Below are 26,079 nucleotides of genomic sequence, written 5' to 3'. Positions count from 1 at the left end.
AAAACGATGATGAAAAAATCAATGATTCTTTACGTTCTGTTGGCATTCACCATTTGCGGGTTCTCCCAACAGACCGGCAACCTGAGAGTAGAACCCATGTTTTGGTGGGCAGGCATGAAAAATCCCAACCTGCAACTCATGGTTCATGGCGAAAATATTGCCGATACCAAAGTAGATCTGAACTACCCCGGTGTTGCACTTACCAGTGTTACCCGCGTTGAAAACCCCAACTACCTGTTTATCGACCTGAAAATAGCACCCGAGGCAAAACCCGGCTCGTTTACCATCTCATTCCTCTCGAAAAAGAAAACAGTGGCCAGCTACCTGTATGAGCTGAAAGCCCGCGAGCCAAGCTCCGCCCTGCGCCAGGGATTCAACCCATCGGATGTGATTTACCTGATCACCCCCGACCGCTTTGCCAACGGCAACCCTGACAACGATGCCATGCCCGGCATGAAAGAGCTTCCCAACCGGGCCGATAAAGACGGGCGGCACGGCGGCGACCTGAGGGGCATCATCAACAGCCTCGACTACCTCCACGACCTCGGCTTTACAGCTGTTTGGCTGAACCCAGTGCTCGAAAACAACATGACCCGCACATCGTACCACGGCTACTCCACCACCGATTTTTACCGCGTTGACTCCCGTTACGGAACCAACGATGAGTACCGAGAGCTGAATGACGAGCTCGACAAACGCGGCATGAAACTGATCATGGACATGATATTCAACCACTGCGGCTCGGAACACTGGTGGATGGACGACATGCCCATGCCCGACTGGATCAACAATTACCCCGAACACAAAATCACCTCACACCGCCGCACGGTGAACCAGGACCCGCACGCCTCGGAAATCGATAAACGCGAGATGAGCGATGGCTGGTTTGTGCCCACCATGCCCGACCTGAACCAGAAAAACCCGTTCATGGCCAATTACCTCATCCAGAACAGCATTTGGTGGATCGAATACGTCGGACTGGAAGGCATCCGGCAGGACACCTGGCCCTACCCCGACAAGGATATGATGGCCGACTGGACCAAGCGGGTGCTGGAAGAATATCCGAATTTCAACATCGTAGGCGAAGAATGGAGCCTGAACCCGGCCATCACCTCGTACTGGCAACTGGGCAAGCACAATGCCGATGGCTACCAGTGCTACCTTCCCAGCCTGATGGATTTCCCGTTGCAACACGCCGTCAGCTCCGGACTGAGTACCGAAGAAGGCTGGAACGACGGACTGATCCAACTGTACGAGATGCTGGCCAACGATTTTCTGTATCCCGATGCCGAAAACCTGGTGGTTTTCCCCGACAACCACGACATGTCGCGCTTTTACACCCAGGTGGGCGAAGATGCTGACTTGCTGAAACTGGGACTGGCCTATTTCCTGACTACCCGCGGCATCCCGCAAATCTTCTACGGTACTGAGGTGCTGATGTCCAATCCGGGAACGGACGATCACGGAATCATCCGCAGCGATTTTCCGGGAGGTTGGCCCGGCGATGCTGTGAATGCATTTACCGGCAAAGGACTCTCCGCCGACCAACAAGACCTGCAAAACTACCTGAAAACCATCCAAAACTGGCGGAAGGGACAGAATGTGATTCACACAGGAAAGATGAAACACTTTGTGCCGCAGGATGGCGTGTACGTCTATTTCCGCTACAATGATAAAGATGCCGTGATGGTCGTCCTCAATAAAAACCTGGAAAGCAAAAACCTGGTAACCGAACGTTTTGCCGAGATGATGAAAGGCTACCAAAGCGGAACTGATATCATCTCATCGAATCAGATAACCAATCTAAAAAGCTTTTCCGTTCCTGCCCGTTCGGCCATGATCATTCAACTTAAAAAGTAACGAGCCATGACAAACAAAACCAAATACATTTTGCCCGCTTTCTTTATCTTGATATGGGTTGGAATAGGTTTAACGGCCTGCCTGCCCAAACAAAAGCCGGCAGACCAACAGGAAGAAACAAGCTCGCGCATTCAGCCGGAATGGCTGAAAGATGCCGTGTTGTATGAAGTGAACATCCGCCAATACACGCCCGAAGGTACATTCGATGCTTTTGCCGAACACCTTCCGCGGCTGAAGGAACTCGGTGTGGACATCCTCTGGATCATGCCCATTCACCCCATTTCGGAAGAAAAACGAAAAGGCAGCCTGGGCTCGTATTATGCCGTGCAGGACTACACCGGCATCAATCCCGAGTTTGGAACGCTCGATGATTTCAAGGAACTCGTCAACCAGGCGCACGACCTGGGCTTTAAAGTCATCATCGACTGGGTGGCCAACCACACCGGCTGGGACAATCCATGGATTTACGATCACCCGGAGTGGTTTACCACCGATTCGACCGGCGCCATCATCTCACCCGATCCGGATTGGACCGATATCGCCGACCTGAACTTCGATGTGCCGCAGATGCGCCGGGCCATGATCGATGCGATGGACTACTGGCTCACCGAAACCAACATCGACGGGTTTCGCTGCGACGTGGCCTGGGGCGTTCCGAACGACTTCTGGGAAGAAGCCCGCACTTCGTTCGACTCTATCAAGCCGGTGTACATGCTGGCCGAAGACGAAGACCACCCGGAACTACTCGAAATGGCTTTCGAATCGAACTATGCCTGGGAGTTGCACCACATCATGAACGATGTGGCAAAAGGTGAAAAAACGGCCGCTGATATCCGGAATTATTTTGAAAAGATTGGCGGCAAATATGCCGAAGGTTCATTTCCCATGCAGTTTATCACCAACCACGACGAAAACTCCTGGGCCGGAACTGTTAGCGAACGCATGGGCGATGCCGCTGATGCTTTTGCCGTATTTTCGTTTACAGTGCCGGGAATTCCGCTTATTTACAGCGGGCAGGAAGCCGGGCTGGACAAGCGGCTGGCATTCTTCGAAAAAGATGAAATTGACTGGTCGGAAATGAAAAAAGAAGATCTGTATAAAAACCTGATCGCGCTGAAAACCAACAACCCGGCCTTATGGAACGGGGAGTTTGGTGAGGACGTTCGCTTTCTGAACAACGGCCACCCGGACCAACTGCTGGCTTATGTCCGCGAAAAAAATGACAATGCTGTCCTGGTAATCATGAACCTTTCTTCACAACCGGTTGTTGATAGTGTTGAGTTCGATGTTCAACACGATTTTGCAGCGTGGAAAGGAAAGGAGAAGTTGATTGGCGGAGAAAAGGTGAATATCGAACTTCAACCTTGGGAATACAAAATTTACACACGCAAATAGATTCAGGTTTAGTTTAGGTTTAGTTGGTTTATTAGTTGAAAGGGGTCCGCAAAAGCGGCCCTTTTTTTTGCAATAAAAAACCGCCTTTGCGTACAAAAGCGGTTTCTGTTATATATAGAGTAAGCAGCCGATCTGCAAGGGCAGCACGGCAACTTACGGAAGCGCACCAACCATGAGTTGGCACGACTGTCGTAATCTTGAAAAGAGTCACCCTGAACTTGTTTCAAGGTCTGTCGGCTATTTGATGGATACGCTGAAACAAGTTCAGCATGACAGCTAAAAAAGAATTTTATCGCACCTCAGAGCCGTTTTTCACCTTGTCAACCGGTGAAACAAATTTCAGCGAACCATCGGCATCTTCGGCCATCAGAATCATTCCCTGAGACATAATCCCACGTAATTCACGGGGTTCCAGGTTCACCAAAATCGAAACCTGCTGACCGATAATCTCTTCCGGCTTGTAATATTCGGCAATTCCTGAAACAACGGTACGCGTATCGATGCCGGTATCAATTTTCAGCTTCAGCAATTTCTTGGTTTTTGCTACCGCTTCGGCTTCCATAATTGTTCCGGTACGGATATCCATCTTCATGAAATCGTCGAATGAACAGTTTTCCTTGGCCGGTTTGGCTGTAGCCTGGGCTGCCTCGTTGGCTTTTTTAGTATCCTGCAGTTTCTTCACCTGGGCATCAATTGTCGCATCTTCAATCTTCTCGAACAGCAGTTCAGGCTGCTTGGTTTGGTGTCCGGCTGCCAGCAGATCGGTTCGTCCAAGCTCACTCCAATCCAGTTTGCCAAGGTTAAGGAAACCACGCAGTTTGTCCATACTGAAAGGCAAAAACGGCTCCAGCATAATGGTCAGGTTGGCGGTGATCTGCAAACAGATGTTCATCACGGTTTTTACGCGTTCCGGATCAGTTTTCACCACCTTCCAGGGCTCTTCGTCGGCCAGGTATTTGTTGCCCAGGCGAGCCAGGTCCATGGCCAGTTTCAGTGCTTCGCGGAAGCGGTAAGTATCCAGGCTTTTTTCGACATCGGCTTTCAGTTTGCCGATCTCGGCCAGCGTTTGCCGGTCAACATCATTTAAATCGCCCAAGGCCGGAACTTCGCCGCTGTAATATTTTTGGGTGAGCACCAGCGCCCGGTTTACAAAGTTTCCCAGTACGGCCACCAACTCGTTATTGTTGCGTGCCTGAAAATCTTTCCAGGTAAAATCGTTGTCTTTGGTCTCGGGTGCATTGGCCGTCAGCGTGTATTTCAGCACATCTTCTTTGCCCGGAAACTCATCAAGGTATTCGTGCAACCAGACGGCCCAGTTGCGCGAGGTGGAAATTTTGTCGCCTTCGAGGTTGAGGAACTCATTGGCCGGAACATTTTCGGGAAGGATGAAGCTGCCTTCAGCCTTCAACATGGCCGGGAAAATAATACAGTGGAAAACGATGTTGTCCTTTCCGATGAAATGCACCATCTTGCACTCAGGATCTTTCCAGTATTTTTCCCAATCGGGGGTTAGTTCTTTAGTGGCTGAAATGTATCCGATGGGTGCGTCGAACCAAACATACAGCACTTTACCTTCGGCACCTTCAACCGGGACGGGGACGCCCCAATTCAGGTCGCGGGTAACGGCACGTGGCTGCAATCCACTGTCAATCCAGCTTTTGCATTGGCCATACACGTTGGTTTTCCATTCTTTGTGGCCTTCCAGAATCCATTCCCGCAGCCAGGGTTCGTATTCATCAAGTGGCAGGTACCAGTGTTTGGTTTCTTTCAGCACCGGCGTGTTGCCGCTAATCATCGACTTGGGGTTGATCAGGTCGGTTGGGCTGAGCGAGGTGCCGCAGCTTTCGCACTGGTCGCCGTAAGCTTTTTCGAAACCGCATTTCGGACAGGTTCCTACAATGTAACGGTCGGCCAGAAATTGTTTGTTCTCTTCGTCGTAATATTGAGCCGACGTTTGCTCCACAAACTTGCCGCTATCGTATAATTTCCGGAAGAATTCCGAAGCTGTTTCGTGGTGCACCGGTGCACTGGTACGCGAGTACACATCAAATGAAATACCGAAGCGGGCAAACGAATCTTTGATGATGCTGTGGTATTTGTCCACTACATCCTGGGGAGTCACTCCTTCGTTTTTAGCTTTTAGGGTAATGGGAACGCCGTGCTCGTCCGATCCGCCGATAAATAAAACATCTTCGTGTTTCAACCGGAGATAACGGGCATAAATATCGGCAGGAACATAAACTCCCGCCAGGTGCCCAATATGCACCGGTCCGTTGGCATACGGAAGTGCCGAAGTGATCAGCGTACGTTTATACTGGCTCATTTTATACAGATTTTCAGTGATTTCAGTATCTCTTTTTTTTGTGGGCTACAAAGATAGTCGTTTTTTTATGCTTTCCATGTTCCGGAAATTCCGATACGCCTGAAAATTTGATGTTCAAGCCTATTGATTTTTGCAGGAATCTGCTTTAACTTGATTCTTTTTTAATCACTCATTTTAAAAAAAATTCAACTATGAGTTTAATGAAAGAATTTAAGGCCTTTGCGATGCGTGGGAACGTAGTCGATATGGCCGTAGGTATCATTATTGGTGGTGCTTTCGGAAAGATTGTCGCTTCCTTTGTCAATGATGTGCTGATGCCCCCGGTTGGAATGCTGCTGGGAGGTGTTGACTTTAAAGAGCTGAAATACGTACTGCGCGAAGATGTATTAAATGAGGCTGGCGAAGTGGTTACCAAAGGGGCAACCTTGCTTTATGGTAATTTCATCCAAACCACCATCGACTTTCTGATCATCGCCTTTGCTATTTTCATGATGATTAAGGCCATGAACCGGATGCAAAAGAAGGAGGAAGCAAAACCAGCCCCGGCCCCCGAACCGCCGAAACCCACCAAAGACCAAGAACTGCTGGCCGAGATTCGCGATTTGCTGAAGAAGTAGAGATTAAATTACGATAGTAAAAGCATCCCTGTTAGCGGGGGTGCTTTTTATGTATCGTGTATTTGAACTTCTAACGCTTAGAAACTAGTGCACCAAAAAATATTCCCCGCCACCTAACCGATGAAACGGGGAACTGAAAAAACTATTTGCAAAAACTAATATTCAAGTGTGAAGTAAAAAAGACAAAAGTTTAAAATGGTAACGTAATTAACGGGGATTGACACGTTTGGATTTCCAATATGCACGGAACTTATCCTGTGTAACCAGCCCCACCGCACCTTCGACGATGCCACCTTCCACGCCGGTGTCCAAAACCCGTATTTCGACCAGATTTTCCTGATCAGCCTTAAACACGCCGGGAGGTATGAAATAGTTACGGAACTCACGATACCGGGTTTCCGGATTTCGCTTGTTGTAGTCGCCGGTTTGTCCGATCACCTGCCCGTTGATGACCAACTGGTCCACATCGTCAATGCGACCGGCAACCAATACGGTGCGCTGTTCGGCCATGGCTTTGGTCACCCTGATCTTGCGCGTATAAACCGCATAACCATCATAATTGTAGAAACCTTGATTTTCCCATTGCCCCGGCACCTGGATGGTCACAGCTTCGCTTTCATCGTACTGCCGCCCATTGTTGAAAAGCCATTCGCCGTTCAGGTCAATATCGAAAGACGGGATTTCGCCTGTTGAGAAGATTTTTATTTCGCCCGAAACAATCCCCCCGGAAAGCTGGGAGTCAAACACCCTTACGGCAATCATGTTTTCTTTCCCGAAGTTGATCAGATCACCGGGAATTTGATATTTCCGCAAGGCATTGTACGCGGTTACGGTGTGTGGCGGGAATGAACCCGATTGGCCGATTTTCTTCCCGTTCAGATAGACCTCATCCACATCGTCGATATAACCAAGCTGAAGAATGAGCGCCTGCCCTCTCATACTTTCAGGAATCACTACCGGGTTACGGTACCAAGCAAAACCGTCGTACCCCTGAAAACCTTCATCTTCCCAGCGGGCAGGTACACGAATGTCGTCCCAATCGGCATCATTGTACGTGGAAGATGTCCACTCGCTCCGATCGCCGATGCGAAATTTCCAGTAGCCTTTCAGGCTGATTTCGCCGGGGATGAAAGCCTGCACAGGCATGGCCGAAATTATCAGGCTGGTCAACAAAGCGATCAGCAGCACCCGCTTGGCGCTTAGTGTGCAATATAATTTTGTTCGTTTCATAGCTATTCAACTATTCGAAAGAGATCCCAAAATGAGAAATTCCAGTTGTTACTGCTGCTCCAACGGTGTTTATTAAGTAATTCACGAGCTGCATCGCCGGTCATGATGCCCACCGGCCCCTCGTAAATTCCGCCTACCCCCATCGGGTCGTCCACTTCCACCGAAATCAGGTTTTTAGCTTTTATCAGACCTTTCGGGATCTCGTACGCGCGGATCAGGTTGTAGGCATTTCCACGCCTGAAACGCGAATATTGTTCCAACTCTTCCACACGCCCGATTAGTTTGCCATTCAGATAAACTTTGTCAAAGTCGTCGATCTTCCCCAACACCAGGAAAAGGTCCTGTCCCTGGAGCGAGGTGGGCATGGTAAAACGTTTGCGGTACCAAGCTTTGCCGTCGTATTCGGGGTAGCCCTGACTTTCCCAGCTCATGGGCACAAACAGTTCGTCCCAACCCGAATCGTCCAGGCCTACGGAATGATTGTCACCAAAATTATCAATACTGAATTTCCAGTTCCCGCTCAGGTCAACACGCAGCATTTCCTGCTCACGGTCGTAATACAGGCCAAAGCGGTCGGCGCGTATAATTCCGCCATATTGGTACTCGTCGTACACCCGCACGGCAATCACATTGCCCGATTCTTTCAAAAGGGAAGCGGGCACCACGTAGCGGCGTTCCACGCTGTATGCAGTTTGATAATTGGGAAAAAACTGGCCGGTTTGCCCCACTTTTTGTCCGTTGATGAATACTTCATCCACATCGTCGATATAGCCAAGGAATAAGGTCAACGCCTTTGTTTTGGGAATGGCTTTCAGGTTGAACGTTTTCCGGTACCAGGCGTAACCATTGTATCCCGGATAGTAACGTTCCCAATCGCCGGGGGCATTCAGCCGATCCCAATCGCCGGTATCCGTTTCGGGGCGGGCCCAGGCCGGGTCGTCGCCTACGGTAAACAACCAAGCCCCCCTGAAATCGGTCAGTGCCCGCCAGTCTGCGGCCTTCAGTTCCGAAGAACCAAAAGCCGTCAGCATGAGCAGGGTAACTATTAAAACCTTACCGGTCTTGATCCAAAAGCGTCTTTGCATTTTCATAAATTTTTAACAGCACCAATTTACAATTTCCCCCGAAATCAATACGCTCTGTAACGTAAATCAAAGTTAACCGTGAACGCCTTTCCAACCAGGCAATCATCGGCCTTGATGTTTTTCGATTGAAGCACATGCTTCACATACTCGATAGCTTGTGGATTATCGCAGGTAACACGCAATACTCCAAGGCTTTGATCTTCGTTTACCCTGAAGATTACCAGAACATCCTCATCCAGCTTTTCAATTCCGTGCTGATAAAGATAGTTGTTGTACCGGCTGATGTCTTCAGAGAAAACGTTCTTCAGGTCAACATTCAAGTTTTGGCGGGCTTGCTGTACCGATGTGTTTCCGGCGTAGCCCAGGCTGATGACCAGCACCAGCAGAACAGTTGTCATAATTGTTTTCATGGCTCTTGTTTTTAATTGTTTCGAATTCTGTTTGTTTCTTGTTTTCTTGTTTCAATTGTACGATACAAATGTATGGCCCCCATGTAACCTGCGTGTCAAACAGATATCATACGTTGTCAGCAATTGTCACAAATTGTCACAGCCAAAAAAGGACGGAAAATCTTACACAAACCGGAAATACATTCTTTTCCGACTGATCGTTCGTCTGCATTCTGCAGGTCGCTTATCTTTGTTTATCATTTTGAAGAAAAAGAAGATGCCGGAAAAATTTGACACCATGTGGCTGGAGGCAAGAGGCGTGTCGCTCAGTAGTGGCCAGACCAGCGTTCTGCACGATGTTTCTTTTCAGCTGAAGTATGGCGAATCGCTGGCAATAACCGGAAGTTCGGGCAGTGGTAAAACCACCCTTGGACGTTTGCTGGCCGGGAGAGTTTCGCTCACCCACGGAAACCTGGCTATAGCACCCGGACTGGCTCGCCTGATGGTTGACCAGCAAGACCATTTCATGTCGCTTTCGGGCAGGCGTAGCACCTACTATGGCCAGCGCTACGAAAACCAGGGTATGGAAAACACGCCCTCTGTGCGGGCTTACCTTCAAAAGGTGCATGAAAAATTCGCAATGCTAACAAACGGGATGGAGCAGGTGATGGAGCAAATGCACATCGGCCATTTGTCCGACCGCAAATTGCTTCAACTAAGCAATGGCGAACGAAAGCGCACTCATCTGGCCGCAGCTTTAATGCAAAAACCCAACGTGTTGGTGCTCGACCAACCGTTTGTAGGGTTGGATGCCGAAGCACGCGAAAACCTGACAAATCTGTTAGAGCAGCAAATCAGTGCCGGCATTTTGCTGGTGATAATTTGTTCGCCCGAACACTTTCCCGAAAGCATCAGCAAAGTGGTTGAACTCCACAACGGCAGGGTTACCCAATTTACTGATACAAAAAACTATCAGCCGACTATTTTTGAAGAAGACCGGAAAACCATTTCAGGACCGGCGATTTTATCGGTTTTGCCCCCGGGCAATGAAACGTTTTCGGCGGTCGTCGGCATGAAAAACGTGAACGTGACAATCAGTGGAAAAGAAATCCTCAAGGGCATCAACTGGCAGGTGAAGAGCGGGGAACAATGGGCGCTGCTGGGACACAACGGCGCCGGAAAGACCACGCTGCTCAGCCTGGTAACGGCCGACAACCCGCAAGGCTATGCCAACGATTTGGTTTTGTTTGACCGCAAGCGCGGTAGTGGAGAAAGCATCTGGGAAATTAAGAGGCGCATCGGTTACGTATCGCCCGAACTGCACCTGTACTTTTTACGGGGAGAGGGAATTTTCAACACCATTCCCGGACTAAGCGACAAACCACATGCCCATTACGATTCGTTATCGTGCCGGGATGTGATGGTTTCGGGTTTTCGCGACGAGATTGGCTTTGCCAGCCAGCCCACCGACTTGCAATACGATCTGGCGGAAACCTGGTTTTCCATCCTTCAGCTCAATCACCTGAAAAACCGGCTGTTTCTGCATGCTTCGCTTGGCGAACAGCGATCGTTATTACTGGCCCGTGCGCTCGTCAAATCTCCGTCGTTACTCATCCTCGATGAACCTTGCCAGGGACTCGATCCGCACCAAACCCGGCGTTTTGTGAGCCTGCTCGACGAAATTTGTGCCCATCTGCACACCACGCTTGTGTATGTGACGCACCTGCGGGAAGAGATCCCGAGCTGTGTGAAAAACTTGCTACTGCTCGAAAACGGACAAGTCAAGCACTGCGGGAGCTGGGACAAATAAACTTCATCCAAAATAAATATGATTGACGCTTGCCGGCATTCGGGCAGGAAACATTGTTATTTTTGTACAACCAATTCTAAAATAATTTGAGCCATGAAGAATTTCTTTGTTAAATCGCACGGACTGGGCAATGACTATCTGGTTGTAAACAGCCTTGATATCAATTTTGAGCTTACTGAAAAAAATATACGCACGGTTTGTGATGTGCACTACGGCATTGGCTCCGACGGCATTTTAGTATTGGTGGATACCGACAAAGCCGACTTTGGCCTGCGCATCCTCAACCCCGATGGTAGCGAGGCCGAGAAAAGCGGCAACGGCCTGCGTATTTTTGCCAAATACCTGTTTGATTATGGCTATGCCAACTCCGCGTCGTTCACCATCGATACACTTGGCGGAGTAGTGCAGGCCGAGGTAATTGAGCAGGAAAAAGGCAAGGCCCGAACCATCCAGGTGGACATGGGCAAGGCAATTTTCGAAGCCAATAAAGTGCCCGTAAAAAGTGATCAGCCGGAATGCCTGGATGAGGAACTTTACCTCGACTGGACCAGTTACCTCATTAACTGCGTGTCGGTAGGAAATCCGCATTGTATTATTTTAAAAGATGAATTATCGGTTGACGAAATCAAACAGGTTGGAACGCATATCGAAAACCACCCGAAATTCCCCAACCGCATCAACGTTCAGTTTGCCAAGGTGATCTCGCCCGACCTGGTTGAAATCCTGATTTGGGAACGCGGCGCCGGATACACACTGGCTTCGGGAAGTTCGTCGAGCGCTGTGGCGGCCATGATGGTGAAAAAAGGCCTTACCAACCGCAATCTGACGATCCGGATGCCGGGCGGTGAACTGAAACTTCAGATTGACGAAGACTGGCAAATCCGCATGACCGGCGAGGTGCGCGAAATTGCTTCCGGCTACTTCAGCGCCGAATTGCTGGATGATCTGAACAGCTGATTTGTTTGCACCTGCATCATTGGCAAAAAGTACAGGAGACATTTTTATTGGCTAAGTTCACACGAAGAAATCAATGGAAAGAGTTGTTTCATTATTTTATCATTTTCATGAACAAAAAAGGCCGGAATTTGTCAAATCTCTGTTAACTGGAACACAGAAATAATAAATCAAAAGAAAAGGGCCATTTTTAATTAATATCTTTGTCCTTTCTATCAAAAACAGAATCTATGATCGGGAAAAAATTACCCTTTACAAAAGAACAGATTGAGCAAGTAATTGAGAAACACCCAACTCCTTTTCATATTTACGATGAAAAAGGCATGGTGGAATATGCACAAAAATTCAACGAAGCCTTTTCGTGGAACGAAGGTTTTAAGGAATACTACGCCATTAAGGCCGCTCCAAACCCTTTCCTGATGAAACTACTCTGGAAACAAGGATTCGGGATTGACTGCAGCTCGATGGCCGAGTTGGTGCTGGCCGAAAAACTGGGCATGCGCGGCGAGGAAATCATGTTCACCTCGAACGATACCCCCGCCTATGAATACCAAAAAGCAGTTGAGCTGGGCGCCATCATCAATCTCGATGATATTTCGCACATCAACTACCTCGAAACAACTGTTGGCCTGCCCGAGCTGGTTTGCTGCCGCTACAATCCCGGCGCGCTGAAAGAAGGCAACATCATCATTGGCAACCCCGAAGAGTCGAAATATGGTTTTACCCGCGAGCAATTGATCGAAGGGTACAAGCTACTGAAAGAAAAGGGCGTGAAACGTTTTGGTATTCACACCATGGTGGCCTCGAACGAACTGGATGCCGACTATTTTGTGGAAACCGCTGAAATTGTGTTCGACCTGATCATCGAAATCTCGAAAGAAGTGGGGATCAAATTTGAATTTGCCAACCTGGGCGGCGGAATCGGCATTCCTTACAAAAGCGAACATAAACCGGTTGACCTGCAAAAAGTGAGCGCTGGCATTAAAGAACGATACGAAAAAATGATTGAAGCCAACGGACTGGCACCGCTGAAAATTTTCTTCGAATCGGGCCGGGCCATCACCGGGCCTTACGGCTATTTGGTTTCCAAAGTGCTTCACATCAAAGAAACATATAAAAAATATGCCGGACTGGACTCGTGCATGGCCAACCTGATGCGCCCTGCCCTGTACGGCGCTTACCACCACATTACAGTGATGGGCAAAGAAAACCAGCCGCACAAATATTTGTATGATGTAACCGGCTCGCTTTGCGAAAACAACGACAAGTTCGCCATTAACCGCCTGCTGCCCGAGATTACACCCGACGATATTGTGGTGATCCACGACACCGGCGCACACGGCCACTCGATGGGCTTCAACTACAATGGCAAGTTGCGTTCTGCCGAGTTGTTGCTGCGCGAGAACGGCGAAGTAGTGGAAATCCGCCGGGCTGAAACCCTCGACGACTATTTTGCCACCCTCAACTTTGGCGCCTTGCCATCGTTTGAATAGGGACGAACAAACCTGATACAACAAACCCTGGAATAGCCGGTTAAACGAGCGATTTCAGGGTTTGTTTTTTATGCTCACTCAAACAGGTACGGGAAAGCTACGCCGGGCCCGGATTCTTATTGTTGGGATTTGAAATAACGCCGGAATAAGACCTTTTTCAGATCACGGAAGATGATCTGGTGGGCAATCACCTCCACCTGGTTATAACGCGGAAAATCGAGCTGCGTGCGGGCCAGGTCGCGGTCGCTGATGTCCACCTGGTACAAAATCGACATCAACAGCTCGGAATTGTCAATCAACAAGCGGTCGATTTGCCCAACCAGTTGTTGGTGCATTTCCGGGTACGCCTGCTCAATATTGCCCGAAAAATGGATTTCGACCCCAAACATGCCAAAGTCTTTCATAATTTGCGCAATGGTGTCCAGGATGATTTCTTCCCGGTCAAGGTATGTTTGCACGTTGTTGCTGTGGATATCAGGTAAGCCCATGGCATAAAAGTTTGATAGCTGCAAGATAGGAAATTCTAAAAAGAAAAGGCTCCGGCCTTTTGGGAAAGTCGGAGCCTTCAGATCAGGCTATTATATCGTTAAATCGTCTTAAAAAACGGTTTCCACAATCTTGCGGGTATTGTCCGAAACGCCGTAAGTATAGATATGCAGGCTGGGCACATGGTGTGCTACCAGGTCGCGCGATTGCTGAATGGCCCACTCGGTACCAACAATCTTAGCATCGTCATTATTCTTACATTTTGCCAGTTCTTTTGCCAAGTCCATGGGCAGGTCGATGGCAAAAATCTTCGGCAGCACCGTCAGCTGGTTTTTCAGGTTTATCGGCTTGATGCCCGGAATAATCGGCACGTTGATGCCCACAGCCCGGCACTTGTCCACAAAATCATAGTAAACCTGATTATCGAAAAACATCTGGGTAACAATGTAATCGGCGCCGGCATCCACTTTTTGCTTCAGGTACATCAGGTCGGTTTCGAAGTTTGGCGCTTCAAAATGTTTTTCCGGGTACCCGGCCACCCCGATGCAAAAGTCGAGCGGAGTAGAATTTTTCAGGTCGGCATCCAGGTATTTGCCGTTGCGCAGGTCCACAATTTGTTCCACCAGTTCGTTGGCATTGGCATGGCCATCCGGCTCCGGCCGGAACACGTGCTCGTTTTTGCTGCCATCGCCACGCAGCGCCAACACATTGCTGATGCCCATAAAATTGAGGTCAATCAGCACATGTTCGGTTTCGCTTTTAGTGAAACCGCCACACAAAATATGAGGCACCACCGGAATACCGTATTTGTGCTGGATGGCAGCTGCAATGGCCACCGTTCCCGGGCGTTTGCGCACCACCTGTTTTTTAATGGAGCCGTCAGCCATTTCCTTGAAAATCATCTCGTCGCGGTGCGTGGTGATGTTGATGTACTTCGGATCGAAGTCCACCAGACTTTCAATGGTGCGAAAAATGGCGCTGGCATCATTCCCTTTAAGCGGGGGTAGCAACTCAAACGAAAAGACGGTTTTATCACTTTTATTGATGATATCGATTACTTTCATTTTCTACTATTTAAACAGGTTTTCAATCTTCTTTCCCGCTTTGTCGGCTTCGCGTTCCAGTTGTTTTTCTATCGAGTTGTTGAAATGAAAAATCATGTCGAGCACAAACATAAGCACCATGCCTAAAATAAATGCAAGAATTGTTTTTTTCGTCGTACTGTTCATTATCATTTAATTTTTATCTGCAAAAATTATACGTTTTATCACACAAAAGTTTGAAATCCTAAACTGCAAATTTGAAATGTCAAGGTTCCTGCTGTGTCATTGCGAGTTAAGCATGACCGAAGCAATCTGACGTCAGTCCAGCAAGCAAATTACTTCGCTACGCTCTTAATGACGGTTCCAGTGGGCTACACTCCTTTATAATTCAGGTTCACCGGCAGGAATTGTTCTACCAGTTCAACTGAAACACCTTTACGACGGGCGTAATCTTCCACCTGGTCTTTGCCAATCTTTTCGAGACTGAAATAGCGCGACTCGGGATGGGCGAATAACTGACCGCAAACTGCTGCCGTGGGGTACATGGCATAGTGTTCCGACAGGGTGATGCCGATTTTTTCAGCACCTAACACGTTGAACAGGTTTTCCTTTTCGTGGTGCTCGGGGCAGGCCGGATAGCCCATGGCCGGGCGGATGCCCTGATAGCGGACTTTCAGTATATCGTCCCAGCTCAGGTTCTCGTCGGGAGCATAGGCCCAATATTCGCGGCGCACTTTCTCGTGCAGCAGTTCCGCGAAAGCTTCAGCCAAACGGTCGGCCAGCGCTTCGAGCATGATGGCCTTGTAATCGTCATGGTCGGCCTTGAACCCGGCCATCCACTTTTCAATGCCAATACCCGTCGTTACGGCAAAAGCGCCGCAATAGTCGGTTTTCCCCAGCTCCTTGGGCGCCACAAAGTCGGACAGACAGAAGTTGGGTGAGCCTTCTTTTTTCTTCTCCTGCTGGCGCAAGTGATAGAAGCGCCCGTACTCTTTGCTGCAAGCTTCGTCTTCAAACAGCACAATATCGTCGCCATCGGCCTGGGCCGGCCAAATGCCGTAGATGCCGTTGGCCTGCAACATTTTCTTGTCTATGATCTCGTCGAGCATTTGCTGGGCGTCGGCATACACTTTGCGTGCTTGTTCGCCCTGAACTTCATCTTCCAGAATGTCGGGGAAACGGCCTTTCAGCTCCCAAACAAAGAAGAAGAAATTCCAGTCGATGTATTTGCGCAGCTCGGCGATCGGAAAATCGATCAACTCGAAAATCCCGGTTTTCTTCGGTTTATAAATCACGTCGGCAGTCCAGTCAGGCGTGAATTTGTTGGCCCGCGCCTCTTCCAACTTCAGGTACTCCTTGGCTTTTTTCTGGCCGTGGAACTCACGGATTTGGGCGTATTCATCCTTAACTGACTGAATATATTCTTCGTTGTTGGCCAGCAGGTTGGCCACCACATTCACGGTGCGGCTGGCATCTTTCACATAGATCACCGGCTTGGAATATTGCGGGGCAATTTTTACCGCTGTGTGGATCTTCGAGGTGGTTGCACCGCCAATCAACAGCGGCAATGAGAATCCCTGGCGCTCCATTTCGGCAGCCACGCTCACCATAATTTCGAGCGAGGGAGTGATCAATCCGCTGAGGCCGATCATGTCCACCTTTTCCTCGCGGGCGGTTTCCAGAATCTTTTCGGTTGGTACCATCACGCCCAAGTCGATCACCTCGTAGTTGTTGCAGCCCAGCACCACGCCCACGATGTTTTTGCCGATGTCGTGCACATCGCCTTTCACCGTGGCCATCAGGATTTTTTTCTGACTGCTCTGCTGGTTCTTGAATTTTGCCTTGTCGGCTTCAATAAACGGCAGCAAATAGGCCACAGCTTTCTTCATCACCCGTGCCGATTTGATGACCTGTGGCAGGAACATCTTTCCCGAGCCGAACAGGTCGCCCACCACGTTCATGCCATCCATCAGCGGACCTTCTATGATGTTCAGCGTTGGACTGTACAACGGCACCGCTTCGGCCAAATCCTGTTCGATAAAATCTGGTAAGCCTTTTACTAGCGCGTGTTCCAGGCGTTTTTCGAGCGGCAGTTCGCGCCATTCATCTTTACGGACTGTTTTGCCTTCGCCTTCTTTCAGGGTTTGGGCAAATTCGAGCAAACGTTCTGTGGCATCCGGGCGACGGTTCATCACCAAATCTTCTACGTATTCCAACAGGTCTTTCGGAATTTCATCGTAAATCTGGAGCATTCCGGGATTCACAATCCCCATATCGAGCCCGGCTTTGATGGCGTGAAACAGGAAAACCGAGTGAATGGCCTCGCGCACAACATTGTTACCGCGGAAGGAGAACGACACGTTGCTCACCCCGCCGCTGGTTTTGGCGTGTGGCAAATTTTGCTTGATCCAACGCACCGCCTCAATAAAGTCAACGGCGTAGTTGTTGTGCTCTTCCATCCCCGTCCCAATGGTCAGGATGTTGGGGTCGAAGATGATATCCTCGGCCGGAAAATTGATTTTCTCCGTCAACAATTTGTAGGCACGCGAGCAAATTTCGATACGACGCTCGTAATTGTCGGCCTGTCCTTTCTCATCAAAGGCCATCACCACAACGGCAGCGCCATAACGTTTTATTTTACTGGCTTGTTCCAGAAACTGCTCCTCCCCTTCTTTCATACTGATGGAGTTCACAATGGCTTTGCCCTGCAAACATTTCAGCCCGGCCTCGATCACTTCCCACTTCGAGGAATCGACCATGATTGGCAGCTTGGCGATATCGGGTTCCGCCATCAGCAAATTCAGGAAGGTGACCATTTCCTTTTTGGCATCGAGCATCGCGTCGTCCAGGTTCACATCGATCACCTGGGCGCCGTTTTCCACTTGTTCGCGGGCAACAGCCAGGGCTTCTTCGTATTTTTCTTCCCGGATCAGGCGGGCAAATTTGATGGAACCCGACACATTGCAACGCTCGCCAATATTCACAAAATTAGTTTCGGGCGTGATGGTCACCGGCTCCAATCCGCTGAAACGGGTCAATTCATCGTTCTTTTGTTTTATGTGGGGCTGTGCCGCCTCTGCAATACCCGCAAACTTGCGGATGTGGTCGGGTGTGGTCCCGCAACAACCACCAATAATATTGACAAAGTGGTTGTCGAGGAAATCTTTCACCTGCGTAGCCATTTCTTCGGGCGTTTCGTCGTATTCGCCAAACTGGTTAGGCAAGCCGGCATTCGGGTAGGCACTGATGTAAAACGGCGCTTTTTGAGCCATTTCCTCCAGGTACGGGCGCATGTCTTTAGCGCCAAGCGAGCAGTTAAGCCCGATGCTCAGCAAGTCGATGTGGCGCACCGAGTTCAGGAATGCCTCAACGGTTTGCCCGGAAAGTGTCCGCCCACTGGCATCAGTAATTGTTCCCGAAACCATCACCGGCAGACGTATCCCGCGGGATTCCAGCACTTCTTCGATGGCAAACAGGGCGGCTTTCGCGTTCAGCGTGTCGAAAATGGTTTCTACCAGTAACAGATCCACACCGCCATCCAGCAGCCCTTCCACCTGTTCGCGGTAGGCTTCTTTAACCAGGTCGAAGGAAGTAGCCCGGTAGCCCGGGTCGTTCACGTCGGGAGACAGTGACAGCGTTTTGTTAGTTGGCCCCAAGGCACCGGCAACATAGCGCGGTTTATCCGGGTTTTTGGCCGTAAATTCGTCTGCCACTTCGCGGGCAATCACAGCCGACTGCTTATTGATCTCGTACACCCATTTTTCGGTGTGATAATCGGACTGCGAAATGCTGGTCGCATTGAATGTATTGGTTTCAATAATGTCGGAACCCGCTTCCAAAAAGGCCGCGTGAATACCTTTGATCACATCCGGACGGGTAATGGAAAGCAGGTCGTTGTTACCGAAAAGCTCATTTTTCAGCTCGTTCAATTCCTCGTTTCTGAAATCTTCCTCGGTCAGCTTGTGCTTCTGGATCATGGTTCCCATGGCCCCGTCCAACACCAGCACCCGGTGTTTCAGTTCTTCACGTATGTCTTTTTTTATAGTCATCATAATTGTTTTAGTGAGCGGGTGACTTGAAGTCACCCGCTCACTATTTAGCTTAACTCAACAATTTCATCTCAAACTCGCCACGGATGCCGATTTGGTCTTCGCAAATCAGCACGGCCGCAATAATCGCCGGAAAAGTTTCTGTTCGTTTCAGCACCTTCTCCACGTCACCTGGTTTTTTGATCAGGTTGCCCAGTCCGGTGGCAAAAGCATCGGCCAGCGCCGTTTCCTTGCAGGCGATCATCACGGCATCTGCCTTACCAAAGCTCATCGACGGGCCAACCGTCCCCGCAGAAGTACAAATACCCATCGGTGTTTGTTCAGGGGTAATTTCCAGTCCCACCATGCCCGACAAAGGCGATTCTCCTGCAAAGATACTCATGATCAGCGGATTTTGCAGTTTCAAAAAGATGTCGCCGCCATTTTCAATAACCAACTCACCGATGGTAAAGTTTTCCAGAAGCGCCTGTCCAATAATTTCGCTGAACATTCCAGCTACGGCGGCCATGGGCCCAACGCCTGCTTTTTCGGCTGCTGCCGCCATTTGTCTGGCCATTTGGGGAGCAGTTTCCTGTACCGGGCAGGGTTTCAGGCTTTTTTTGAAGAACGGATCGACGGCAATATAGGCTTCCAGCTCATCGCGGATCCCGGTCAACTTCTTCAGGGCAAATTCAGCCATTTCTTCTTTAAACGAAGAATGATCGATGCCCACCCACAAATCGGAATCTTTGTAGGTTATCACAAACGACTGGAAACGCTCCTTCGAAAAACTGTTGCGATATGTTCTGGGTTCGAATATCATGTTATATGTCAAATTCGTCATTCTGAACTTATTTCAGAATCATTATCATTTTTGCAGGCCCTGAAACAAATTCAGGGTAACTTATTCTTTATCAGCTTACTCCCTAAAGTCAATTTCAAATAAATTCAATGGGCATGCCGGAACACATAGTTCGCACACGATGCACTTTTCGGGATTGAACGTCAGCTCCCAATTGCTGTCCATGGTGAGTGCGCCCGAGAAACAAACGGCCGTACAATTTCCGCAGTTGATGCATTGCTGGTGGTTCCAGCGGATTTTTTTGTCAATCGGTTCGCAGGTTACCTGGTTGGCTTCGAGCCAGGCAATCCCCTTTTTCAGGTTCTCGGCTGTTCCTTCCAGCTCCAGCAGCAAGCTTCCGGTTTTTCCCGGCCATACTTCCGCCTTCAAAATATTGATCCGAATGTCGTAATCTTTTACCAGGTGATAGCTCAGGGGCTTATCGCCACTTTGCGCCGGGAACTTCAGTATATACCGTTTCTTTCTCATGCTTCACCTCCTGTTTCTTTCAGGCCCTTCAAAGATGTATTCGACGGGAATCGCATCACGGGCTTTGTGATTTCAAACTCACCCTTCTGAATTTTTTCTTTCAGCAAACCGGCAATTTTTCGGGCTTTCTCCAAGCTCGAAACCGGCGCTGTACGCACCTTCTTTCCATTCACCTTGATGGCTCCCGACCGGAGCTGCTCATAATTAACACGCCCCAGGGCAGGCGTGCCCTCGCTACCGTAATCCAGCACGGTGGTTTCTATTTGTTCGTTCCGGATGGAAAGCCGTCGGGCCATATCTTCATCTAAAACCGGAACCGGGATACCGATACCCACAAACAGGCTCACGCCATACTTTTCGTAATAGGCAGCCCGCAGGTATTCCGAGCTCATTTGCTTCAGGTCGCCAATAACAGCAATGGTGGCCGAATTGCTCACCGGCACGCCAAATTCGTTTTTGGGTTTGCTGGTGTTGAATTGGGTGCCCGGCCACACTACATAACCTTCAGTCCCCCCCAAAAAGATGCGCGTGCCCAGCCCGATGGTGCGGAATTCGGGGTCGTTCAGCAGCGGGCTCAGCTCGCCCGAGGTGGAATAGGTCGCATTCCGCAAATTGGGGAGCAGCGTTCCCATGTAAGTATATTTGATTTTGTCGGTGGTGTTGACGGCCACGTTGTAGTTTTGGTACGCATTGCGCGGGTTGAACAGGAACATTTCGTTTACGGTTTCCTTGCTAATTTTGGTGCGGATGTACTTGCGCGGGTAGCAATCCGTTCCTTTACCCCAGGCTTCCAGCTCCAGCTCTTTGCCGTCCACCAAATCCTGAATGACATGTGCCCCGCCGTATTTCGGGTTGTCGGGATCGCAGGCGGTGGCGCCAATATAAGTGTCAACCGCAGCCAGTCCCTCGTAAACGGGTACGCCATTCAGCCGGATTTTTTCCATGCGAATGGGCGGGTCGGCGTGGCCAAAGTTAATGAACGCCCCGCTGGAGCACATGGCTCCGAAAGTGGCTGTGGTCACCACATCTACCTTTTTTACAATCTCGGCAGGTGACAGTTCTTTTGCCATAGCCGACACTTCTTCGGCAGTCAGCACCACGGCTTTCCCGCTTCGGATTTTTTCGTTTATCTCTTCGTATGTTTTTTTGATGCTCATTTTCCGGATGATTTATTAGTTCTGTGCAACCTGAAATGCAGTTGTTCCATTCCCGTTACCGGGAACAGTTTTCGGATAAGGATGAAAAGGTAAAGCGCCGGTCAGCGCATACAACTGTTAGCGAAGTGCATCCGGCTTAGACAGAAAAGCCGTAAGGTGTTTTTGTTCAATTCGTTCATCTTGTTTTTGGTTTCAATTATAATTCCGTTTCCGGCCGGGTTTTGGCACCGTTCCTGCTCAACTGAAAAGGATGGTTGCCAGAGTTTCGCTGAGCCCGATCTCTCCGCTCTTCGCTATAATCAAAAGTCCCGGTAAGGTGGGATAATTTGATAATTTCCCGCAAATGTAAGCTCAAAACTGATAATTATCAAATTATAGGGACGATTGGCTTAAAAACTTTTCTTTCCCTCAACAAAAAAGGGGCGCTTGGCCCCTACTCTTTTGTACAACAATCAACGGTTGCTGTTTATCTTGTTTTATTTGCCCTCAATCAACGTTTTTGGTACTGCCCTTCGTAGTATTTCTGGTAGTCGCCGCTAGTGACGTTTTGCAGCCATTCTTCGTTTTCCAGGTACCAGTCGATGGTTTTTTCCAAGCCTTCTTCAAACTGAAGGCTGGGCACCCAGCTCAATTCCTTTTGAAGCTTAGTGCTGTCGATCGCATAACGCAGGTCGTGCCCGGCGCGGTCCTTTACGTAAGTGATCAGTTTTTCCGAAGTACCTTCTTCGCGGCCCAGCTTGCGATCCATAATTTCGCACATCAGTTTGATCAGGCTAATGTTTGTCCACTCATTATGTCCGCCAATGTTGTAGGTTTCTCCCACTTTACCCTGGTGGAAAATGACATCGATAGCCCGGGCATGATCTTCCACCCACAGCCAGTCGCGGATGTTTTCGCCTTTGCCGTAAACCGGCAGCGGCTTATTATTGCGAATGTTGTTGATGAACAGCGGGATCAGCTTCTCCGGAAACTGGAACGAGCCATAGTTGTTGGAGCAATTGGAAACCAAAGCCGGCAGGCCAAAAGTATCGTGATAGGCCCGTACAAAGTGGTCGGAGCTGGCTTTGGAAGCCGAGTACGGACTGTGCGGATCGTATTTGGTGGTTTCGGTAAACATCCCTTCTTCGCCCAGCGAACCATACACTTCGTCGGTTGAAATGTGATAAAACAGTTTTCCTTCGGCCTGGCCGTTCCAAATGGCGCAGGCAGCATTTAGCAAGTTTACCGTGCCAATCACATTGGTGAAAACAAACTCGGTGGGGTTCGAAATCGAACGGTCAACATGCGACTCGGCTGCCAGGTGAATCACGCCATCAAACTGCCGTTCCTGAAAGAGCTTCAGCATGGCCTCGCCATCCACGATGTCGGCTTTTACGAACTCGTAGTTGGACTTGTTCTCCACATCTTTCAGGTTGGCCAGATTACCGGCGTAGGTGAGTTTATCGAGGTTAACGATGTTGTAATCGGGATATTTGTTGACAAACAACCGGACCACATGCGATCCGATAAATCCGGCACCGCCGGTAATGAGGATGGTCTTCATGATTCAATTTTTACAAAAGTCAAAAATAGGTCTTTCTGCTGAAAATGGAAACCTCCCCTGCTAGAACAACTTCAGAAAACTGCTGGGGATGGAGGTTTCGAAACGTACTTTTTTACCGGTGATGGGATGTGTAAATGCCAGCACCCAGGCATGCAGCCCAAGCCGCCCGATGGGATTCGATTTGGAACCGTATTTTTTGTCGCCAATTATCGGGTGCTCCAAATCTTTCAGATGAACACGAATTTGGTTTTTTCGCCCGGTTTCGAGGTTGACTTTCAGCAAGGAATACAGATCATTGCTTTTCAGGGTTGAATAATGCGTAATGGCCTTCTGCCCTTTCTCGGGATCCTGGCTGGAATGCACGATAAACACTTTGCTCTCGAACAAATAGGAGATATGGGTGCCCTCGGGTGGATCAAGTTTTCCTTCGATGACGGCCAGGTAGCTGCGTTCGGCAATGGTTTGTTTCCACGATTCCTGCAATAATTCCTGCATTTCCTTGTTTTTGGCAAACATCATCAGGCCACTCGTTTCGCGATCGATGCGGTGAACAATGTATATTTTGTTGTTTTTATTTTCATCCTTCACATATGTGCTGAGCATGCTGTAAACCGTTTCACGCTTTTCCTTGTCGGTGGCAATGGTCAGCAGACCGGCATTCTTATTCACCACAATCAGGTCTTTATCCTCATACACAATGTTGATGCCACGCAGGTGCACGGCAGCTTTCCCCGGTTTGCGGCTCAATTCAACGGTCTGCCCCGGTTTCAACAAATGGTTGAACTGGGTAATGGCAGTTCCGTTTACCAGCACCTGCCTCTTTTTCAGCATGGTTTTTATGTTGTTGCGGTTTTTGTGGGGCAGTTGCGCAATCAGGAATTTCATCAGCTCCTCTTGCACTTTCACTTTGAATCGGATGGATGGGGCTTGCCCCGGTTTGGTTCTTTTTTCGCTCGGTTTGGTTTCCTTTTTTTCTTTTTTCTCTTTCATCTGGATAAACGTTAACGGCAGGCTGACTTGATTTTAGCCTCCGCCGCAAAGATAGCTGTAATCTTTGTTCTTTTCAGAAATGAAGGTGTAATTCATTTTGATCCACACCAAAACAACATCAGGCAACAAGTGATTATGAAAAAGGCGGGTCCTGCTTTTCTGCAAAACCCGCCTTCAAATTCAGTTTCGGGAGATTATCCTCCTGCAAGTATGCCTATCTCCTAATTGATCCCGCGAACCCGTTTTTCCCAGTTCCAGGCCGAAAGCAGGGTTTCTTCCAGGCCTTTTTCAGCTTTCCAGCCCAGTTCTTTGTTGGCATAGCTGGTGTCGGCCCAGATTTTAACGATATCGCCGGCTCTGCGCCCAACAATTTTGTAGTTCAGTTTAACGCCGGTCGCTTTCTCAAAACCATGTACGATTTCGAGCACCGAATAGCCATTTCCGGTACCCAGGTTGAAAACTTCATAGCCCGCTTTGTTTTTGTTTTGCAGCAAACGTTCGATGGCCACCACATGTGCTTTGGCCAAATCCACCACGTTGATATAATCGCGGATGGCCGAACCGTCGGGCGTATCGTAATCGTCGCCAAACACGCTGATCTGCTCGCGCAGGCCGGCAGCCGCCTGGGTGATAAAGGGCACCAGGTTTTGCGGAACGCCAAGCGGCAACTCGCCAATCAACGCAGACGGATGGGCGCCAATCGGGTTGAAATAGCGCAGGGCAATCCCCTTCAGTTGCGGATAGGCTTTAATGCTATCCTGCAGGATGTCTTCATTTACCCGCTTGGTATTTCCGTAAGGCGACTCGGCATCCTTACGCGGTGTGCTTTCGGTTACCGGCAACTTGTCGGGCTGGCCGTAGACAGTGCACGACGACGAAAAAACCAGGTTGGAAATGTTGTACTTCAGCTGTCCATCCAAGATGTTCATCAGCGACACCAGGTTATTGCGGTAATAATGCAACGGTATTTTCACCGACTCGCCCACCGCTTTGCTGGCTGCAAAATGAATGATGGCAGCGATATCCTGATTCCGGGAGAAAAAGTCATCTGTTTGAGCCGCATCAGCCAGATTGAATTGTTCAAAAGCCGGCCGTGTTCCGGAAATTTGTTCAATATTATCCAGCACATCGAGGCTCGAATTGGAAAGATCGTCAACCACAACAACGCTGTAGCCTGCCTGCTGAAGTTCCACCACCGTGTGAGAGCCAATGTAACCGGTACCACCGGTTACGAGAATTTTTTTAGTCATAGGTAATTGAGTATTTTGCCCAAAATTACAAATTATATCTTCGGCTTATGGATTAAGCCCGTGTATATTACAAGCATCCCGGTAAAAACTCGGTTAAAATGTTGAAAACTTTAGGTTGCCAACCTATTAATTTTTCTTTAATTTTGGACGTAAACTCTATCATCCGTGGAATTATTAGCCTACATCAAAGAATTGTTATTACTGAATGATTGTGTCATCATTCCGGGATTTGGTGGCTTTGTAACCAACTACAAACCAGCCGGTATGCGTTCAGCCCAATTTACGCCCCCGGCAAAATCCGTGAGTTTCAATAAAAAGCTGAATTTTAACGATGGCCTGTTTATCAACCACGTGGCCTCGGCCGAAGGGATCAATTATATCGCAGCTGGCAAAAAAGTGAATTTGCTGGTGCAGGAATTGAGCTACCGGCTGACTGACGGCGAGGAAATCAGCATTTCCGGTGTCGGATCGCTCCGGTACGACGATCAGGAAAACCTGATTTTTACCCCCGCCCTGATGAGCAACCTGAACCTGGACGCTTTTGGATTGGCACCTTTTTCTTACGAAACCCTATTTGCCCGCAACCAAGCAAAAAAATCAGTACCACAACTTCAACAGGATGCTGTACAGGTAATGTTTCAACGCAGAACTTTGAAGAAAGTGTTGGTTGCCGTGCCGCTGTTACTGGCGCTGGCTGTTACGCCACTGAAAAACAACAAGGAGAACCTGCTAAAATCCGATCTGGCAAACCTGACCGAGATGATGACCGTGCAAACTCCTTCAAAACCGGTTGTTGAAGAAGAGGTAGCAATGGCTGCGGAACAAATTCAGGAAGAACAGGTAGTTGAACATCACTACTTCATGATTGGCGGAAGCTTCAAAAACGAAGAAAATGCCGATACCTTCATTGCACAAATGAAAAACAAAGGGTACGAGGCGGAAAACTTAGGTGTTATCAAAGGGCTTCATTACATTTCGCTGGGAAGTTTTGCATCGCTTGATGAGGCAAAAAACGCCCGCGACGAATACAAAACAAAATCACCCGGCTCCGGCGTTTGGATTTACGTGAAAAAATAAACTCTTCAACCCCTCCACT

Annotated in this window: 21 protein-coding genes and 1 riboswitch; of the genes, 7 read left to right on the top strand and 14 right to left on the bottom strand. The window is 49.0% G+C overall.

Annotation, left to right across the window (positions count from 1 at the left end; all coding sequences use genetic code 11):
* Window positions 1-6 precede the first annotated feature (6 nt).
* Complete coding sequence (locus N2K84_RS02175) at window positions 7-1,860, top strand: glycoside hydrolase family 13 protein (RefSeq protein ID WP_282590125.1); 1,854 nt, start codon at window positions 7-9, stop codon at window positions 1,858-1,860.
* A 6-nt stretch (window positions 1,861-1,866) separates the two neighbouring features.
* Window positions 1,867-3,255, top strand: a complete 1,389-nt coding sequence (locus N2K84_RS02170) for an alpha-amylase family glycosyl hydrolase (protein ID WP_282590124.1) — start codon at window positions 1,867-1,869, stop codon at window positions 3,253-3,255.
* A gap of 289 nt (window positions 3,256-3,544) precedes the next feature.
* Here N2K84_RS02170 and metG read toward each other — a convergent pair whose 3' ends face one another.
* Window positions 3,545-5,578 (bottom strand): methionine--tRNA ligase, encoded by a 2,034-nt coding sequence (gene metG / locus N2K84_RS02165; protein ID WP_282590123.1) that lies wholly within the window; start codon window positions 5,576-5,578, stop codon window positions 3,545-3,547.
* A 191-nt stretch (window positions 5,579-5,769) separates the two neighbouring features.
* Between metG and mscL the strand changes: the two genes are divergently transcribed.
* The gene (mscL, locus tag N2K84_RS02160; protein ID WP_282590122.1) at window positions 5,770-6,195 is read left to right on the top strand and encodes a large-conductance mechanosensitive channel protein MscL; all 426 of its coding nucleotides are present in this window, start codon (window positions 5,770-5,772) and stop codon (window positions 6,193-6,195) included.
* 207 nt (window positions 6,196-6,402) lie between these two features.
* Here the strand turns inward: mscL and N2K84_RS02155 are convergent, their stop codons facing one another.
* The 3 genes from N2K84_RS02155 to N2K84_RS02145 are packed head-to-tail and all read right to left on the bottom strand — an operon-like array spanning window position 6,403 to window position 8,920.
* Complete coding sequence (locus N2K84_RS02155; protein ID WP_282590121.1) at window positions 6,403-7,425, bottom strand: glycoside hydrolase family 2 protein; 1,023 nt, start codon at window positions 7,423-7,425, stop codon at window positions 6,403-6,405.
* A 2-nt stretch (window positions 7,426-7,427) separates the two neighbouring features.
* Window positions 7,428-8,510, bottom strand: a complete 1,083-nt coding sequence (locus N2K84_RS02150) for a glycoside hydrolase (protein WP_282590120.1) — start codon at window positions 8,508-8,510, stop codon at window positions 7,428-7,430.
* Between the two features lie 44 nt (window positions 8,511-8,554).
* Entirely contained in the window at window positions 8,555-8,920 is a 366-nt protein-coding gene (locus tag N2K84_RS02145) for a hypothetical protein (protein ID WP_282590119.1), read from the bottom strand.
* A gap of 256 nt (window positions 8,921-9,176) precedes the next feature.
* On the opposite strand from N2K84_RS02145, the gene N2K84_RS02140 reads away from it, so the two are divergent.
* From N2K84_RS02140 to N2K84_RS02130, 3 genes are all read left to right on the top strand, one after another.
* Window positions 9,177-10,709 carry an ATP-binding cassette domain-containing protein gene (locus N2K84_RS02140; RefSeq protein ID WP_282590118.1) on the top strand — a complete coding sequence of 511 codons (1,533 nt, stop codon included), beginning with the start codon at window positions 9,177-9,179 and terminating at the stop codon, window positions 10,707-10,709.
* A gap of 93 nt (window positions 10,710-10,802) precedes the next feature.
* On the top strand, window positions 10,803-11,666 hold the full coding sequence (gene dapF, locus N2K84_RS02135) for a diaminopimelate epimerase (RefSeq protein WP_282590117.1): 864 nt from the start codon (window positions 10,803-10,805) through the stop codon (window positions 11,664-11,666).
* Between the two features lie 227 nt (window positions 11,667-11,893).
* The gene (locus N2K84_RS02130) at window positions 11,894-13,156 is read left to right on the top strand and encodes a diaminopimelate decarboxylase family protein (RefSeq protein ID WP_282590116.1); all 1,263 of its coding nucleotides are present in this window, start codon (window positions 11,894-11,896) and stop codon (window positions 13,154-13,156) included.
* Between the two features lie 116 nt (window positions 13,157-13,272).
* Here the strand turns inward: N2K84_RS02130 and N2K84_RS02125 are convergent, their stop codons facing one another.
* The 10 genes from N2K84_RS02125 to galE form a co-directional block, all read right to left on the bottom strand.
* Window positions 13,273-13,644 carry a hypothetical protein gene (locus N2K84_RS02125; RefSeq protein WP_282590115.1) on the bottom strand — a complete coding sequence of 124 codons (372 nt, stop codon included), beginning with the start codon at window positions 13,642-13,644 and terminating at the stop codon, window positions 13,273-13,275.
* A gap of 108 nt (window positions 13,645-13,752) precedes the next feature.
* Window positions 13,753-14,706: a methylenetetrahydrofolate reductase [NAD(P)H] gene (metF, locus tag N2K84_RS02120; RefSeq protein ID WP_282590114.1), complete on the bottom strand. Its 954-nt coding sequence runs from the start codon at window positions 14,704-14,706 to the stop codon at window positions 13,753-13,755.
* Window positions 14,707-14,712: 6 nt separating this feature from the next.
* Window positions 14,713-14,871 (bottom strand): hypothetical protein, encoded by a 159-nt coding sequence (locus tag N2K84_RS02115; RefSeq protein ID WP_282590113.1) that lies wholly within the window; start codon window positions 14,869-14,871, stop codon window positions 14,713-14,715.
* Window positions 14,872-15,056: 185 nt separating this feature from the next.
* Window positions 15,057-18,737, bottom strand: coding sequence for a methionine synthase (gene metH / locus N2K84_RS02110; RefSeq protein WP_282590112.1), 3,681 nt, complete (start codon window positions 18,735-18,737; stop codon window positions 15,057-15,059).
* Between the two features lie 49 nt (window positions 18,738-18,786).
* Window positions 18,787-19,557, bottom strand: coding sequence for a UPF0280 family protein (locus N2K84_RS02105; protein WP_282590111.1), 771 nt, complete (start codon window positions 19,555-19,557; stop codon window positions 18,787-18,789).
* Window positions 19,558-19,632: 75 nt separating this feature from the next.
* Entirely contained in the window at window positions 19,633-20,043 is a 411-nt protein-coding gene (locus N2K84_RS02100; protein ID WP_282590110.1) for an NIL domain-containing protein, read from the bottom strand.
* Window positions 20,040-21,200 carry a homocysteine biosynthesis protein gene (locus N2K84_RS02095; RefSeq protein WP_282590109.1) on the bottom strand — a complete coding sequence of 387 codons (1,161 nt, stop codon included), beginning with the start codon at window positions 21,198-21,200 and terminating at the stop codon, window positions 20,040-20,042. The genes N2K84_RS02100 and N2K84_RS02095 overlap by 4 nt, the downstream gene beginning before the upstream one ends.
* A gap of 193 nt (window positions 21,201-21,393) precedes the next feature.
* Window positions 21,394-21,502, bottom strand: a riboswitch (SAM riboswitch).
* A 188-nt stretch (window positions 21,503-21,690) separates the two neighbouring features.
* Window positions 21,691-22,746, bottom strand: coding sequence for a dTDP-glucose 4,6-dehydratase (gene rfbB / locus N2K84_RS02090; protein ID WP_428221979.1), 1,056 nt, complete (start codon window positions 22,744-22,746; stop codon window positions 21,691-21,693).
* Between the two features lie 57 nt (window positions 22,747-22,803).
* Window positions 22,804-23,733, bottom strand: coding sequence for an RluA family pseudouridine synthase (locus tag N2K84_RS02085; RefSeq protein ID WP_282590107.1), 930 nt, complete (start codon window positions 23,731-23,733; stop codon window positions 22,804-22,806).
* Window positions 23,734-23,954: 221 nt separating this feature from the next.
* On the bottom strand, window positions 23,955-24,983 hold the full coding sequence (gene galE, locus N2K84_RS02080) for a UDP-glucose 4-epimerase GalE (RefSeq protein ID WP_282590106.1): 1,029 nt from the start codon (window positions 24,981-24,983) through the stop codon (window positions 23,955-23,957).
* A 165-nt stretch (window positions 24,984-25,148) separates the two neighbouring features.
* On the opposite strand from galE, the gene N2K84_RS02075 reads away from it, so the two are divergent.
* On the top strand, window positions 25,149-26,060 hold the full coding sequence (locus N2K84_RS02075; RefSeq protein ID WP_282590105.1) for an HU domain-containing protein: 912 nt from the start codon (window positions 25,149-25,151) through the stop codon (window positions 26,058-26,060).
* Window positions 26,061-26,079: the final 19 nt, after the last annotated feature.

Source organism: Gaoshiqia sediminis, from assembly GCF_025907915.1.
Classification (GTDB): Bacteria; Bacteroidota; Bacteroidia; order Bacteroidales; family Prolixibacteraceae; genus Gaoshiqia; species Gaoshiqia sediminis.
Note: the sequence above shows the minus strand (reverse complement) of the source record. Positions and strands in the feature narration are given on the sequence as shown.

Coding starts and splice junctions, on each gene's coding strand:
- metH (WP_282590112.1), bottom strand. CDS start 18,737: ATGATGACTATAAAAAAAGACATACGTGAAGAACTGAAACACCGGGTG.
- N2K84_RS02100 (WP_282590110.1), bottom strand. CDS start 20,043: ATGAGAAAGAAACGGTATATACTGAAGTTCCCGGCGCAAAGTGGCGAT.
- N2K84_RS02175 (WP_282590125.1), top strand. CDS start 7: ATGATGAAAAAATCAATGATTCTTTACGTTCTGTTGGCATTCACCATT.
- N2K84_RS02095 (WP_282590109.1), bottom strand. CDS start 21,200: ATGAGCATCAAAAAAACATACGAAGAGATAAACGAAAAAATCCGAAGC.
- N2K84_RS02115 (WP_282590113.1), bottom strand. CDS start 14,871: ATGAACAGTACGACGAAAAAAACAATTCTTGCATTTATTTTAGGCATG.
- metG (WP_282590123.1), bottom strand. CDS start 5,578: ATGAGCCAGTATAAACGTACGCTGATCACTTCGGCACTTCCGTATGCC.
- N2K84_RS02125 (WP_282590115.1), bottom strand. CDS start 13,644: ATGGGCTTACCTGATATCCACAGCAACAACGTGCAAACATACCTTGAC.
- dapF (WP_282590117.1), top strand. CDS start 10,803: ATGAAGAATTTCTTTGTTAAATCGCACGGACTGGGCAATGACTATCTG.
- metF (WP_282590114.1), bottom strand. CDS start 14,706: ATGAAAGTAATCGATATCATCAATAAAAGTGATAAAACCGTCTTTTCG.
- N2K84_RS02155 (WP_282590121.1), bottom strand. CDS start 7,425: ATGAAACGAACAAAATTATATTGCACACTAAGCGCCAAGCGGGTGCTG.
- N2K84_RS02150 (WP_282590120.1), bottom strand. CDS start 8,510: ATGCAAAGACGCTTTTGGATCAAGACCGGTAAGGTTTTAATAGTTACC.
- N2K84_RS02105 (WP_282590111.1), bottom strand. CDS start 19,557: ATGACGAATTTGACATATAACATGATATTCGAACCCAGAACATATCGC.
- N2K84_RS02130 (WP_282590116.1), top strand. CDS start 11,894: ATGATCGGGAAAAAATTACCCTTTACAAAAGAACAGATTGAGCAAGTA.
- mscL (WP_282590122.1), top strand. CDS start 5,770: ATGAGTTTAATGAAAGAATTTAAGGCCTTTGCGATGCGTGGGAACGTA.
- galE (WP_282590106.1), bottom strand. CDS start 24,983: ATGACTAAAAAAATTCTCGTAACCGGTGGTACCGGTTACATTGGCTCT.
- N2K84_RS02140 (WP_282590118.1), top strand. CDS start 9,177: ATGCCGGAAAAATTTGACACCATGTGGCTGGAGGCAAGAGGCGTGTCG.
- N2K84_RS02085 (WP_282590107.1), bottom strand. CDS start 23,733: ATGAAAGAGAAAAAAGAAAAAAAGGAAACCAAACCGAGCGAAAAAAGA.
- N2K84_RS02170 (WP_282590124.1), top strand. CDS start 1,867: ATGACAAACAAAACCAAATACATTTTGCCCGCTTTCTTTATCTTGATA.
- N2K84_RS02145 (WP_282590119.1), bottom strand. CDS start 8,920: ATGAAAACAATTATGACAACTGTTCTGCTGGTGCTGGTCATCAGCCTG.